Origin of the sequence: Providencia sp. PROV141, assembly GCF_028481645.1 — a bacterium.
Classification (GTDB): domain Bacteria; phylum Pseudomonadota; class Gammaproteobacteria; order Enterobacterales; family Enterobacteriaceae; genus Providencia; species Providencia rettgeri.
In genome coordinates this window covers 243,853-258,529 of record NZ_JAMPPR010000006.1, presented here as the reverse complement: position 1 = coordinate 258,529, position 14,677 = coordinate 243,853, and the positions used below count along the sequence as shown (strand labels likewise).

At 40.8% G+C, this 14,677-nt stretch carries 17 protein-coding genes; 4 read left to right on the top strand and 13 right to left on the bottom strand.

Going from position 1 to position 14,677, the window contains the following annotated elements; all coding sequences use genetic code 11:
* Window positions 1-154: 154 nt before the first annotated feature.
* The 13 genes from PSF09_RS05315 to PSF09_RS05255 form a co-directional block, all read right to left on the bottom strand.
* On the bottom strand, window positions 155-1,021 hold the full coding sequence (locus tag PSF09_RS05315) for an MrpH family fimbial adhesin (RefSeq protein WP_272683583.1): 867 nt from the start codon (window positions 1,019-1,021) through the stop codon (window positions 155-157).
* 6 nt (window positions 1,022-1,027) lie between these two features.
* Window positions 1,028-1,558: a fimbrial protein gene (locus tag PSF09_RS05310; RefSeq protein ID WP_272664494.1), complete on the bottom strand. Its 531-nt coding sequence runs from the start codon at window positions 1,556-1,558 to the stop codon at window positions 1,028-1,030.
* Window positions 1,559-1,576: 18 nt separating this feature from the next.
* Entirely contained in the window at window positions 1,577-2,089 is a 513-nt protein-coding gene (locus PSF09_RS05305) for a fimbrial protein (protein WP_042851490.1), read from the bottom strand.
* Between the two features lie 2 nt (window positions 2,090-2,091).
* Window positions 2,092-2,589, bottom strand: coding sequence for a fimbrial protein (locus PSF09_RS05300; protein WP_272664493.1), 498 nt, complete (start codon window positions 2,587-2,589; stop codon window positions 2,092-2,094).
* 10 nt (window positions 2,590-2,599) lie between these two features.
* Window positions 2,600-3,136 carry a fimbrial protein gene (locus tag PSF09_RS05295; protein ID WP_247605450.1) on the bottom strand — a complete coding sequence of 179 codons (537 nt, stop codon included), beginning with the start codon at window positions 3,134-3,136 and terminating at the stop codon, window positions 2,600-2,602.
* Between the two features lie 10 nt (window positions 3,137-3,146).
* Window positions 3,147-3,755 carry a fimbrial protein gene (locus PSF09_RS05290; protein WP_272683582.1) on the bottom strand — a complete coding sequence of 203 codons (609 nt, stop codon included), beginning with the start codon at window positions 3,753-3,755 and terminating at the stop codon, window positions 3,147-3,149.
* A 39-nt stretch (window positions 3,756-3,794) separates the two neighbouring features.
* Window positions 3,795-4,583 carry a fimbria/pilus periplasmic chaperone gene (locus PSF09_RS05285; RefSeq protein WP_004907602.1) on the bottom strand — a complete coding sequence of 263 codons (789 nt, stop codon included), beginning with the start codon at window positions 4,581-4,583 and terminating at the stop codon, window positions 3,795-3,797.
* Window positions 4,584-4,640: 57 nt separating this feature from the next.
* Window positions 4,641-7,310, bottom strand: a complete 2,670-nt coding sequence (locus tag PSF09_RS05280; RefSeq protein WP_272683581.1) for an outer membrane usher protein — start codon at window positions 7,308-7,310, stop codon at window positions 4,641-4,643.
* A gap of 90 nt (window positions 7,311-7,400) precedes the next feature.
* A complete protein-coding gene (locus tag PSF09_RS05275) occupies window positions 7,401-7,937 on the bottom strand; it encodes a fimbrial protein (RefSeq protein WP_210839935.1) in 537 nt (178 codons plus the stop codon).
* 67 nt (window positions 7,938-8,004) lie between these two features.
* Window positions 8,005-8,541, bottom strand: coding sequence for a fimbrial protein (locus tag PSF09_RS05270; protein ID WP_004907609.1), 537 nt, complete (start codon window positions 8,539-8,541; stop codon window positions 8,005-8,007).
* Between the two features lie 170 nt (window positions 8,542-8,711).
* Window positions 8,712-8,942: a helix-turn-helix domain-containing protein gene (locus PSF09_RS05265; RefSeq protein ID WP_210839958.1), complete on the bottom strand. Its 231-nt coding sequence runs from the start codon at window positions 8,940-8,942 to the stop codon at window positions 8,712-8,714.
* Window positions 8,943-8,952: 10 nt separating this feature from the next.
* Entirely contained in the window at window positions 8,953-9,267 is a 315-nt protein-coding gene (locus tag PSF09_RS05260; RefSeq protein ID WP_004907614.1) for a helix-turn-helix domain-containing protein, read from the bottom strand.
* Window positions 9,268-9,667: 400 nt separating this feature from the next.
* A complete protein-coding gene (locus PSF09_RS05255) occupies window positions 9,668-10,216 on the bottom strand; it encodes a tyrosine-type DNA invertase (protein ID WP_014657972.1) in 549 nt (182 codons plus the stop codon).
* Window positions 10,217-10,646: 430 nt separating this feature from the next.
* On the opposite strand from PSF09_RS05255, the gene PSF09_RS05250 reads away from it, so the two are divergent.
* The 4 genes from PSF09_RS05250 to PSF09_RS05235 all read left to right on the top strand — a co-directional run bounded on the left by PSF09_RS05250 (window position 10,647) and on the right by PSF09_RS05235 (window position 14,386).
* Window positions 10,647-11,318, top strand: coding sequence for a heavy metal response regulator transcription factor (locus PSF09_RS05250; RefSeq protein WP_210840356.1), 672 nt, complete (start codon window positions 10,647-10,649; stop codon window positions 11,316-11,318).
* Window positions 11,315-12,679, top strand: coding sequence for a heavy metal sensor histidine kinase (locus PSF09_RS05245; RefSeq protein ID WP_272664490.1), 1,365 nt, complete (start codon window positions 11,315-11,317; stop codon window positions 12,677-12,679). The genes PSF09_RS05250 and PSF09_RS05245 overlap by 4 nt, the downstream gene beginning before the upstream one ends.
* 85 nt (window positions 12,680-12,764) lie before the next feature.
* A complete protein-coding gene (gene msrP / locus PSF09_RS05240) occupies window positions 12,765-13,775 on the top strand; it encodes a protein-methionine-sulfoxide reductase catalytic subunit MsrP (RefSeq protein ID WP_272683580.1) in 1,011 nt (336 codons plus the stop codon).
* Window positions 13,775-14,386 (top strand): sulfite oxidase heme-binding subunit YedZ, encoded by a 612-nt coding sequence (locus tag PSF09_RS05235; RefSeq protein ID WP_272683579.1) that lies wholly within the window; start codon window positions 13,775-13,777, stop codon window positions 14,384-14,386. The genes msrP and PSF09_RS05235 overlap by 1 nt, the downstream gene beginning before the upstream one ends.
* Window positions 14,387-14,677: the final 291 nt, after the last annotated feature.

The following is a 14,677-nucleotide window of genomic DNA, read 5'->3' as shown; positions in this document are numbered from 1 at the left end:
TAATAAGGTTGATAAATCAGGCACTGAAAGAAATATCAGTGCCTAGATATGAAAAGCAAAACTAATTAATATTCATAAAAGCAGCGTATTTTATTAAAAAATACGCTGCTCAATTATCAAGTCAGTGAATTGGTTTTTCGAAGGTTTTGATTAACTAATTAAATGCAATAATGACGACTGCATTTCCAGTGTAATACCCAGGTGTTACCGTTCCTGATGCATGTAATTCAGAAGTAAATGTGAATGAATTCGCCGCATTATTCCCAGAAATGTTCATGTTCGCGCCATTCCAGCCATTTTGATTATTAATTAATGGATTTGAATAAAAGTTAGAAGTCGAATTTAAATATACATAACGCTCACCTGTGGTTGAACGAGCAAATAAATTGATATTTGTCGCCTGTGTACAAGTGATATTGCCAGAAACTGAGTTTGTTTTACCATTTAAACTCGTGTTACTGAGTGCCCCGTGATTAACAAAAGCAGGCAGAGATATACTACATGTTTGATTTGTAGGTGGGATTTCACCACAGACGCTACCTGGCCACTGGATTGCATTCCTAACTCCCGGGGTTGGTTTATGGTTAACATAGAATAATCCAATACAAGTCGCATTTGGGCTATCAATGACAAACGATGCACGATAAGGAATTCCTTTTGCACTACGAAAAGCCGCTGCGACTTCTTCCGCTGTTCGATACTGGTTAATTCGAATGCAGTTACCATAATCTAAGCAAGATCCACTCAACGACGGCGCACCAGATGCATACAGAACATCAGGGCCTACCCAGCATTCGGTTGATCCATAACAAGGGTTAGTAACACCACTTGCTTCACTCCAAGAAAGAATGTCCATCTCAACACGAGGCCAAGCTCCAGAGGTCATACTCACAGGCATTACATACGCAATCGCATTGGCAGGGCGAGAAGGAAATAGAAACGCTAATGCGATGATTAATAATAAAATACTCAAATGGCTTGTATTTAACATTCCGTATATTTTTGCTTTTTTCGCATACATAATGATTTACTCATAATCTAATTTGAACGTGGCACTCGCAGCCCATGAACCGAGCACAATTGATTTATTTTGCAATGCAACTGGCTCAGCTCTCACATACGCTTGAAATCGTAGGTCATTATTATTTCCGGTATACAACCCTTGGGTATAACTGCCACTATTAATTTTGATTGCCGCACCGGAAATACTTTCAATACCAACCGCCACACCTGTTGCTTGGCTTCCAGCATCTAACGCTAATAAACCAGGTAAAGCCAAACTTTCTGCGCCCATAAATGTGACTTTCACTTCATGGCCTAACGCTAAATCGCAATTGATTAAGCGAATGGTAAAAGGTTGGCTATTGGTTTGAGTATTCAGATACAGGTATTTATCTACTATCGTACCGAAATCTAATTCAATCGACTCGTCGCCAGGATAGACGTCACAAGCATCTTCAATTAGCGTGCCATCAAATTCCACATTGGCAGGAAAAGCGGCAGTGGCACCCAAAAACCATAAGCCAAAGGCAAAGCTCATATTACGTTTAATATTCATAGTTATGACTGCCGCCTCCTATTCAAAAATAATGGTTAACGTGCCTGATGCAGTAAAATTATCCCCTACGAGTTCGCTTCCTGAGCGCATGACAGGAACCGCTGAAAGGGATGGTAGGGAAGCCGCATTAATCAAAAAGGGTTCATTCAATGGTTGAGGTTGCCCATTTTTCTGAATTTGAATTCCTAATTTGCCATTATTCAACGGTGTCACCGTTCTTAATGTCGCATTATCAAATCCACTTCCCGCAGGTGTTCCTCCAAATATCAAGCTGATATCCCATGGTTGTGTCATATCGCCAACACAATCTAATTGAAAAGGAATAGATTGCTTGAAGGCGGTACCATTGATTTTTCGTACACCGACTTTACCGAATGAAACTTTTATCGGGTCGTCATGGCTTAATTGGCAAACAGGAGGAATAATTAACGTACCATCAAATGCCCAATTTGCTTGCGCTGAAGATATGGACATCACCATTATAAATCCTGCCATCCAATGCTTAATTTGATTGTTATTCCACATAATCATTCTCACTGATACTCAATTTTCAGTGTTGCCAGCGCTGTAAAAAATCCGCCATCGGTATTCGTATAATTGGCATTACTGTTTTTTACTGGAGCAACCTCCAAGGTTGGCAGCGCTGTATATAACACATTGAAAGGCTGGTTAATAACTTGCTTAGCATTGTTCACATAAAAGGAAAGCCCGAGTTTTGGGTTACTCGTTTTTAATGCGCCATTGCTATTAAATGATGTTCCATCACCGACAAGCGTGAGCTTTATAGCGTTTTTCGCTAGATTTGTGCAGCTGAGTCTCATTGGTACAGTACGCTTGTATTGAACTCCATCAATACGCGGAAGCAATATATCGCCAAAATGTATAGTTTCTTGTTGGTTGTTATTCAAAATGCACTCGGGCGGTGTCACCAATAATCGACCTTTTAGCTGGATACCAAGTGTTGCTGCTTGGCTTTGGCTAAACAGGCTAAGCATCATGCAGACCGAGAGAAGATAACGGAATAATTTCATTGATATCATCCTATTGGTAATCCAATACCATCGTGAGATTGCCCGTAAAATCCCCACCTGATGTTAAGTTTACTCCTGTAGGCTTAACGGGGACGGCATACAAAGCAGGCGAACTCCCATAATTAAAATTGAGTGTCGCACCATTACTGAGCCGGGTTCCATCACGGTAAATGGCAATACCTAAATTCGGGAGATTGGTTGTCACGGATGACTCACCATTAATTTGCCTATCAGTCCATTTCAGCGTCATCTTTAATGTATTCTTATATAAGCCATTACATATCAAGTTGTAATTAATAGGTGAGCGCCCATAAGTACCATCAATCTTTGCCTGATGTATATCGCCAAAATCTACCGAAGTCGTTGTTGCACCGCCAAGGGTACATTCCGGCTCACCGTATACCGTCACGCGGATTTGGATATTAGTGCTTAGGTTTGCAGCGATAGCATTGTAAGAAAAACTGAGTGAAATCAGAGCACCAAAGAGAATTACCCCAGCGAGGACAAGCGCTTTAAAGCATATCGTAAGAAAATAAGTTCCTCTCATCTCCATGCTCCTATTCATAACTTACCTGAAATCTAATTAACGCCTGATAAGCTCCAGCATTCAGTTGAGCGGAGGTACGTACCGGCGTTACATAGTAAGTTAATTGGTTTTGTCCAGGTGAAACCAACTGTGGTGTACTGTACTCACCTAAGTTAATTGGTGAACGCGCTGCATCACTTAATTGCAGGCCAATCCCTTGAACACCGATAACAGCTGCCAAGCGCGGGTCTTGAGTATCTATAGGAGCCAAAAAGCGGATCTTCATTGAAGGCATTTGTTGGCTCCACAAAAGATTTCCCTGTGCAGTACGGCTGCGGCTTTCACCACTTAGACAATCTTCTAAATGCAGTTCAATCGCAACAGGATGACCTGTTTGCCCGACATGCTGAAGCTGTCCGGTTCCCACAGTACCTAAATTAATAGTTTGATATGCTGATGACATTGCTAAACGACAAGCACTTTCCGTCAAGGCCCCATGGACATATAGCGTGCCATGTGAACCATCTACATCCCAGTTATCAACTTTATTTAGAGCTGTTCCCATCGCCATGTTACTGAATAAATTCAGCGCTAAACTTCCTAAGCCCACATAACGGAGCATCCTGCTTGTGTTTGCCATGATATTCTCCTGCTATCTCATCGCGCATTTCAAATCAGTCTATTTTTTTTCAGGTACCACATGGCAGCTATTTCCCTGACATGTAAACGACAGTGTTGGACGACCACCGTAATCATTGATATAGGTCAGCACAGGTTTATTACCTAATGCGTCTGCACTGACGTTCAGTGCTTTGCTGCTTTTTGGTGCCACCATCACTGGCTCAAACCCTGCGACCGTTTGTCCATTTTTGTTGGGAACAGCATCGACAAAAGAAACGTAATAGGCTGTTGGGTTATTAATCGTATACTGGTTACCTTGGCGAGTAAGAGTCACTTTTTCCTGCCATGGGTTATCCATTTGCTCACGTGTCGGAATGATGGCTTTCGGTCGATAAAACAATTTGATACGTGTTTGTAACGCCAGTTGCAGTGTATTGGGCTTATCACTTTTTGGTGGTATCTCACGCAAATTAAAGTAATACACGGATTCTCTATCTTGCGGCAGTGCCGCTGCACTTGGCAGTGCTTGGATTTTGATTTGGCTTTTTGCCCCTGGCTCAACACGTTGCACCGGTGGCAATACCGTAAATGGGTCGCTTATTTTTTCACCTTTCTCATTTTCCACCCAACCTTGAGCAAGATAAGGTAATTGTTTGTTTTCATTGCTGATATTTAAACTGATCGATTTTTCGTCTCCCGTAATAATCGCTCGAGTTCTGTCTAATGCAACTGCCGCTTGAGCAGAAGATAGCGTTGTTGAAGTCAACACAACGCCAGCCAATGCGAATACTGCTCTATGGGCATTTTTTTTGTTCATTAATTTGTTTTTCATCATGTTATTCATCATATTGTTATCTTCTATGGTTAAGGAGCACTCATCGCTCTTTGCGTACCACCATTTTTATTATTTTTGTAACCAGCGACTTGGTTCCTTTGACGCCGTTCTTTCAACTACAGGCACAACCAGTTCTGCTGCTTTCGGCATTGCTTCTAATGCACGACTCGCTGATTGTGTTTTTATGGTCGCTGGCGATGCGGCTTTTGCTCCCGGTTTGTGGCACGGTAGTAACCAGCTTGCCTGTAAATATTCATCTTCTGGCAAGGTATCAGGGAGTGTGATTTCACACTGCACTTGGTCATCCCAACGAACTTGCAAGGTATCTTTTGCATTTAAACCAGTAAGATAGGTATTTCCATCATCACCCACCATACCGACTTGCTGACCACGACCGTTTAAGACTATTGCTCCGAAAGGTGGTGTGCTATTGTCCGATAGCCTTAACAACGCCATCGCACTGCTTCCTGCGACAACATCAAATTGACGGTAGCCAATTGCCCCTTCTGTTAAAGTGCCTTGCTTTATAGATTGAGACACTTGCGCTTCATCTGGTAATGCATTCAAATCAACGCTAATTTGGTTACGGTAATAGCTATTCACGTCACTAATAACGGCTTGTCCAAAGCGGTTGGTACGCACAATAGAGCCGTAACCACGTAGTGGAATATTAGGTACACCATCGGTATCAACAAATATGCGAGTACCGCCAATTTGGCTACCACGATGCAGTACGGCACCTTTCTCTGTTGCAGTGAAACCACCTTGCAAAGAGAACCCCGCAGACCGATAACGGTCTTGTTGGTACGTTGCGTTTGCGTTGAGCTGTGCTAAGTCCCCCTGATGAGTGTAATAGCCACTCACGAGCGCACCTGAACGCGCCCATCCGGTACTTAGCTGATAGTTATTTCTCTCATCGATGGTGCTGTAGTAACTCACACGTTGTGAGTTATCATTTTTATCCCAACTACTGTTATAACTAACGGAGCTTTTTTCACCCCAAGGCACGGTGAGTGACGCATATACGCCATCATCATTACTTTCACGATAACGATTTCGATAGGCCGTCAAGTTGAGGCTAAGATTCTTCCATTTACCAATATCAAAATAGCGCGCTAATGAAATACTATAGCGGTCGTTATCGGGTTGATCCCAATAGGTTTGATGGTAATAGTTGATGAACGCACTTAGCCCTAACTCGGAAAACTGTTGGTTATAAGAGATGGTATACATTTCTTTGCTGTTGTATTGGCGAGCACCTGTTTCCTGCGCATCCAAATACTCAGACATACTCATAAAACCTTGCTCAGAGAATCGATATCCTGCAAATGTCACTTGGCTGTTATAGGTATCAAAACGTTTAGAGTAACTTAAACGATACGAGCTTCCGCGATACGTTTTATCGCTAATATCACTTAAGTTGGTTAGATGCGCCCGGGCATGAGTAATATCGAATGACAATGCACCGAATACCATTAAGTCACGACCAATCCCTATAGCCGCGGATGCATAGTTTTCCGCACCAATTCCACCTCCATACAGTGACCAGCCGTTGTTAACCCCCCAAGAGAACTCGCCACTTGCAAAGGTATCGCCACTAACATGATGGCGCCAATTTGTTGGGCGCCCAGCGGCTAATTTGTAACGCAGTTGTCCTGGGCGTGTTAAATACGGAACACTTGCAGTATTGACAGTGAAATTCTGTGTTGAACCGTCTTGTTCTTTAACTTCAACATCGATTTGCCCAGCTAATGCATCATTCAAGTCTTGGATACGAAATGGGCCCGCAGCGACTTGAGTTTGATAAATAATTCGTCCTTGCTGGCTCACAATAACTGTCGCATTACTTTTTGCGACCCCAGTAATTTCTGGTGCGTATCCACGTAGATTGGGTGGAAGCATATTGGTATCGGTAACCAAACTAAGCCCTGTAAATCTGAAACTATCAAAAATATCAGAGGTTAAATAATCCTCACCTAAAGTGAGTTTTGCACCTAATGATTTGATTGCTCGGTAGACATAATAACGAGTCCAATCTAGTGATGTGGTCGTGCTTTGTCCTTGCTGCTTATCAATACGCATTTGCCAGTCAGCACGAACACGCCAAGCACCCAAGTTAACACCAGCAACCCCATTACCGCTGGTACTGTAGTTGGTCTGTTGTCCTGAGCGGGTTTGCTGGCCCACTTGTGCATTTAAGTTGTAATCAAACAATGCGCCGGGTAACCCTTCTTCCCAGCGTGCGGGAGGATCCCAATTCTCAGCGGTATATTCGAGGTAGGCTTGCGGCAAACTAATATACATAGCCGAAGTCGCAAGGTCGGCTTTAACCTCAGTTCCGGGTAAACTTTCAAGTGATAAACACTGTCCTTCGTGCCACCACTTCAATGTCGACATCAATTCAGGCTTGATACCGAACTTTTCAACTAAAGCAGGGTTCAGGCAAGGGAGACTTTCATCCGACTCACCTTCAGGCGCATAGTAAAAGACAGTTTCTTCCGGCATGCTTTGCTTGTTTAAGAAAACCGTAAAACTGTATTCACCAGGCATGAGATAGCCTGGACGCGCAAATTGGCTTAAATCAATGTTGTTTCGATCATTGACGTCTAGCATATCCATATTAAATGTAATATCGGATGCGTGACCACCAAAGCTGATAGCCAGCGCGACTAAAAGCCCTAATCTGCAAGGCCGAGTTATCCGTAACACAGGCGTGTGAATGAAATTCAGGGTCATCATCTCGACCTTCTTTTGCGTTCTTTTATCCGTAATGTCATTTCGCTCGCGAAGCTCATCCTACAGGAGATCTTCATTTCTTAGAGGAACCGACTATTCATAATCCAGTTTGAAACGTAATTGACTGTAGTATTGACCTGATGCCAATGGGTGGTTGTTCGCTACCAACCGTAGCCGATAGGTGAGATCTTTTGTTCCAGCTGTTAGTGCGCTCACTGACATTCCTTGGCCTGGTATGGCAATTTCACCGTCTCCCTCACGTTGAATTTGTAATCCAACACCTTGAGCTTGTCCGTTTACTCCAAATAACCCCCTGTCATGGGAGCCATCGAATGTTACGCGAAAGTATTGCCAATTCGGTTTGTCAGGATTTTGGCGTTCAAGAACACAATTCACTAATCGGATAACAAAAGGGCGAGCAGGTCCTTGCCCATCACGGCGAATTTGAGTCAGCGCAATACTTCCCATATCAATAGTTTGATCACGGCTGCCGACATCAATTGCACATGCTGTTTCAATAATGCTTCCATTCATACTCACTGAGCCTTGAGCATGTGCAGTTGATACCGCAGTCAACGTGCCTATACTTAAGATCAATGAAAACACTCCACTGGTTATCGAATGATTCATTGCTTCCTCTCTTACACCCAATTCAGTCGGAATGAGCCAACAAATTAATTTGTTGGCTCAAGATGAATTACTCGTAAGACAGAGTGAAATCCGCTACTGAGCTAAAGTCACCGGCAGTGATAGTGTCGATATCGCCACCATTACCTTTTAAGTAAGCAGCGAAATTCAGTGTGTTGTTACCATTTTGAACTTGTTGGAATGGTGCAGCTGTTCCTAAAGTCACCACATTGCCGCTACCATTAGTGATCTGAACACCAGCGCCAGCACCAGTACCAACAATACCCAGTGTTTTATTGGTATTGTCGAAAGATGCAGCAGCACCACTAAAGGTTAATTGAACACCTTTAGTCAGTTTAGTGATATCACAGTTCTCTAAAGTGATTTCGAATGGACGTGGAGTTGATTTACCGCCATCAACTAATGCCATGTTAGAAATTTGGCCTAATTCAACTGTTTGGTCGATTGAGCTAGGAGAGATTGAGCATGGAGCATCGATAATAGCGCCTTTGAACGTTACTTTACCGTGGCCTTGATCAGCAGCATTTGCTGCAGAAGCTAAACCCAGAGCCATAAAAGTTGCCATTGCAATAGATTTCATTTTCATGAATATAAAGTCCTATGTTTTTTGTTAAATAAAGAATGAGTGTCAGTTTTCATTGCTCATTGCAGACACTCTATTTGCAATGAACTGGAAAAAAGCAAAGCACTAGTATTTGATTTAAAAAAATCAAATACTAAAAATTAAATTTAATTATTAATAATTAAAAAATATATTTAGTCTTCTATTAAGAAAACTTGAATTGGTACTTTAAATAACTCAGATAATTGAGATAAAAAATCAATATTAATGTGATTAATGCCTGATTCATAACGAGAAATTTGCTGCTGACTTACACCGATATATCTCCCTAACTCCTCAGCAGTTAATTTCATTTCTTTTCTGTGTTTTTTTATTTTTTTTCCTACAATAATATTAAATGTTGGTTTTATTATATTTTCTGACATAAGGTTAAGCCTATTTCATAAATTGACTAGATCCTGAAAACCATCCTTCAGCTTTAAAATAACATTCCATATTATGGATATAATTTACTGAGTTATTTTGAAATCCAACGCCATCTAATAAACAATTAATATCAATATCAAGCGAGTTCGCAATTTGCTTAATTTGCTCTAGGTGTAGTCGAATAACGCCGCGCTCAATACGTGAAACATGTTGCTGTGAGCATAAAAGTAAGTCAGCTAGCTCAGAACCACTTAGCCCTTTAGCTCGGCGAGCTTTATGTATATTGCTCCCAACAATTTCCTTAGGAGATAAGTTAGATTGCATAAAATCCTCCTCATGAAACTGAATGATTTACTAATTTAACTGTTGTCAAAATGCACCAAATTGACAATAGTTGTATATTGTTAGTTAAATATTTCATTAATTACTTGTTAACTTAAATTTTATATTTTATTTTTAAAATTATCGGATAATTATTCCAAATAAAACATTTCAGAATATTACAATGTGTAAGTTTGAGATGTTACGGAGAGTTTTAACGTGTGAAAAAATTAATAAATTCAATGATCTTTTAATAATGGAATGTGCTTATTTTTAGTAATATATACATAGCGTTATTTACACGCTACGTATTTGACGTGTATTTTCATTTAACTTAAGATGCACCTAATTCATTACGTTTGTCAATTTGGTGCATTTTGACAACTCTTTTAACGCATTTATCTCACCATACTCCCCGAAATCTTGCTGGGTTACTTGCTGTGTATCGTACGGTATGTTGTATATTCGTGTGTCCCAAATAATCCTGAATTAGGCGCGTATCGGCGCCTCTATCCGCCAATGCATAACCACATGCATGTCGTAACATGTGGGGATGAATACCTAGGGTTAGCTCAGCTAGCTCACCAAGTCGTGAAAAAAGTTGATAAAAGCGCTGACGAGTCATGGCAGTCCCTCTTTCAGATAAAAATAACCACTGACTTTCTTTCCCTTTCCATGTATTTCTAATTTTTAGCCAAGCTTTAATGAGTGGGATCTCTTCATCAATCAGTGGGTGATTAACGGAAAAACCATTCTTTAAACGATGTACATAAAGCTCATTACTTTCTAAGTTAAGATCAGATAATTTTAGTGATAGGGCCTCGCTTGCCCTTAGACCATGTATAAAGCACATATAAATTAAGCAAGAATTACGTTCGGGATGTCGTGACAAATGACAAGCAGCTAAAAGTCGAGATATTTCCTGTTGAGTTAAATACTTACGAGTGGACATGAACGTTTCCCCATTTAGTCAAAAAAGGTCAATCATATCTAAATTAATCGGCCTAACATATTAATTTTTTTAGATAAATATAATGCTTTTATTCTATAGGTGAAATAAAAAATTATTTATTATCCGTCAGGTCAGTAATCAAAGATTAATTAACTAAAATTTTATATTTTATAAAGCAGTTTTTATTCTGCTTTATAAATGTGAGAGAAAAGAGATTATTTACTTGTAAAACAATACTTACTCGTCGATAAAAGCAGCTAATTTCCATTTTTCGTACCGAGCTATTAATCATTCTACGAGTTATTTTTAAGGAGCTAGTGTCATGTTTTCTCTGCGTATTTTATGGTTAAATTCCTACCCATATCTTTAAATTGAAAATTTCTTTAAGATGAAATGAAATTAAGTCAAATAAAGTCACTGTTAGGTTCTCATGAGAATACTATTAATTGAAGATCACCTAAAAACCCAAGGGTGGGTCAAAAATGGGTTAGAAGAAGCGGGTTTTCTTGTGGATGTAGCTGATGATGGTCGCGACGGTCTCTATTTTGCTTTAGAAAACAGTTATCAGTTGGTAATCCTCGACATCATGCTGCCCGGTATGAATGGCTGGGAGATTTTAAAAATCTTACGCACAGCTAAAAATATTCCAGTTATCTGCCTCACTGCACGGGATGCCGTTGATGACAGAATTAAAGGCTTAGAGTTGGGTGCTAATGATTATCTCGTTAAGCCGTTTTCATTTTCTGAATTATTAGCTCGGGTTAAAAACCAATTAAAAGTTAACCAGCCAGCCTCAACCACCATGGCTATTGCGGATTTAAAAATCGACTTAACTCGCCATGATGTTGAGCGTGCTGGAAAGAAAATCATCTTAACTCGGCAAGAGTTTTCCTTATTACTGTTCTTCGTTCTACATTGCGATGAAATTTTACCTAGAACCTTAATTGCTAGCGAAGTTTGGGGTATCGATTTTGAAAGTGACACGAATATTATTGATGTGGCAATCCGTCGATTGAGAAAGAAAATCGATGATGAATTTGACGTTAAACTCATTGAAACTATTCGTGGGATGGGATACCGCTTAAATAGGCCGATAGAATGAAAAAGAAGTCACTTCGTTTTAAACTTATTTCTCTGTTTATCATTCTTATGATTACTAATGCCGGGGTGGTGACATGGGTTTTGTATCATTCACTCAAAAATGAATTATCTGAACAAGATAATAACTTACTGGTTAACCGTGCGGAGCAACTTGCCAAACTCATTGCTGGTGGCATTGATATCAAAACACTTCCCATGTATTTCCAAAGCATGATGGACATGCGCCAAGACTTAATCCAAATTTCTGATGCGGCGGGGCACATATTGGTCACCACCAATCGCGAATTATTAGGTTCTCAACCTCTTCAGTTAGTCAAACTTGAACAGCTAAATATTAATGCCATCAACCATTGGCAAACCGCTCAAGGTATCCCTATTTCTGCGGTTTATTTCTCGATGAACTCCCCAAAAGGGCCGCTCCATGTGGTACTTGGTAAAGTGTCTGTCGACCGTAGTGGCGTGTTGACTCAATATCTCACCCAAAGCGTAGTGATTTCTGTCCTCTCAATTTTGTTGATGGGGCTACTCAGCTTATGGCTGCTGAAAAAAGGGTTATCCGACATTCAAGCATTGAGTCAGATAACGGTCAAAACAGATGTTCATGCGTTAAATGACCCAATTGATATTGACCAGTTACCACAGGAGTTGAAAGAGCTGGGCGAATCGATGAACACGATGCGCCAGCGGTTAAAGCATGATTTTGTCAAACTTACCCAATTTGCCGATGATTTGGCGCATGAGCTGAGAACCCCAATTAATGCAATTCGGGTGCAAAATGAAATTACCCTCCAGCGCTCGCGCAGTGTTAGCGAATATGAAGGGATGATAGTCAGTAATATTGAGGAGCTCGATAAACTGTCACAAATGATCCAAAGTACCTTATTTATTGCCCGTGCTGAAAATAAAAATATTACCTTAAATCGAGAAAACCTTTCTTTATATACGTTAGTTAACGATGTCTATGAACTCTTTTCTGCCTATGCAGAAGAAAAACAGATTGAGCTGTATAGCGAGCCCTCATCCCTGACTCTTAATGCTGACCCTGTATTACTCAGCCGAGTTTTAGTGAATATTGTCTCCAATGCGATTAAATATTCTCACCCGGACACTCGTGTCGTTACCCAAATTAATGCGCTGCCACAGCAACGGGAAATTAAAATCACTAATCAAGGGGAACTTCTACAAAACAGTGATGAAATTTTCACCCGTTTTTGGCGCGGGGATAATGCTCGAACCACAGAGGGAACAGGGCTAGGGTTGGCGATTGTGAAAGCGATAGTTGAATTACATGGCGGCTCAGTGAGCTTTGAACACCATGCAGGAACCAGTACCATTACACTGAAATTTCCTACAATTAAGTAAGATGACAAATTTGTCATCTTACTGTCAGCCACTTTTACTGCGCTTTCGGTATAACTAATTTCATTTCCCTTTTGCTATGGAGCGCATGATGAAAAAGTTACCTAAAATTCCCGCATCTCAAATCACGGATGAAACCCTCTTTTTTATGAAACGCCGTCAGTTACTTAAGGCATTAGGCATTGGAGCCGCAGGTTTAACCGTTGCGGCGACGGCCAATGCGGGGCTGTTTTCTTGGTTCAGTGACGATGCGCCAGCACCTCCGATGAAGCCAAGAAAACCTCTGACATTTATTCAACCTGAAGAATTTCAGCCATCATTAACCCTCACACCTGAAGATAAAGTGATTGGTTATAATAATTTTTATGAATTTGGGTTGGGGAAATCCGACCCTGCCGAGAATGCCCATACTTTAGTGACGGATGAGTGGACGGTAACGATTGATGGGGAAGTAAATCGTCCCCTAACGCTTAATCTAGATGATATAAACACTAAGTTTCCCTTAGAGGAGCGCATTTATCGTATGCGCTGTGTTGAAGCTTGGTCGATGGTCATCCCATGGGTTGGTTTTCCTTTAGCGAAATTATTGGCTTTAGTCGGACCCACTAGCAAAGCCAAATATGTGGCTTTTGAAACACGCTACGCTCCAGAACAAATGCCGGGACAAAAAAGTCGTTATATTGGTGGTGGATTATCATATCCCTATGTGGAAGGGCTACGCTTAGATGAGGCTATGAACCCGCTGACTTTGCTGGCGACAGGCGTTTATGGAAAAACATTACCCAACCAAAACGGAGCACCGATCCGGTTGGTTGTACCATGGAAATATGGCTTTAAAGGGATTAAATCGATCGTCAAAATTCGTCTTACTGAGCATATGCCTGACACTACATGGAATTTATCAGCGCCGAGCGAATATGGCTTTTTTGCCAATGTGAATCCAGATGTAAGCCACCCTCGTTGGTCACAAGCCACCGAACGTTTTATTGGTGCAGGAGGTTTAGGTCAAGTGACTCGTCAGCCAACATTGTTATTTAATGGATATGGTGAACAAGTGGCAAGCTTGTATCAAGGAATGGACTTGCGGAGAAATTATTGATGCCCCAGGACAATAAATTCATCGTTGGATTAACCAAAGGGAGCTTTCATCTTATTGCTTTGCTCCCTTTGATATGGCTGATTTTTTTAGTCGATACTCAACAGCTTGGAGCTGACCCCACCAAAGATATCCAACATTTTACAGGAATAGCGGCTTTACGTTTGCTTGTCGTTATTGTATTGATCCCTCTGGCTGCAAAATTATTGCGATTTACGGTATTGTTTCAAACACGAAAATTACTGGGGTTATGGTGTTTTTTCTGGGCTGTGCTGCATTTAAGTAGTTATCTATTACTGGAAATTGGTGTAAATAATTTAGCGCTATTTTTCGAAGAAATTTTTTCGCGCCTCTATTTAGTGATCGGCGCGGTAGCTTGGTTGTGTTTGTTGTTGATGGCGGTCAGTTCATTCAACCGTATACGCCTTTATTTGGGCGTATGGTGGAAAAGAATTCATATGCTGCTTTACCCAACGATTTTACTCGCATTTTGCCACTACATGCTGTCATTAAAAACCTTAACACCTGAGCCATTTATCTATTTAGCCGCCGTGGGGAGTGCATTGGTCTATCGCATGTGGAACCAGCAATCACAACGAATAAAACCTTCATAAAGGTTGGCGTGCTTAAATTGTATTCTTACTTGGTATTATAAAATGCCTAATACTACGGTTTGCTAGGATTAGGCATTTGGTGTGCATTACAATATAGTGTAAAGCAAATCTATGCTTCGTTTTATGATAATACTTTACCACCTTACTCAACCCCTTCTTACGATAACCGTTAAATCGTCACTCTTTGAATTGCTCTTAAACTTAGTGTGGCTAGCAAGGCTCTCACCTTTCTATAGATAAAAATATTTAAAAGAAGTTTTCATTAGAATTTCTTTAAAGCTTAAAGTTATA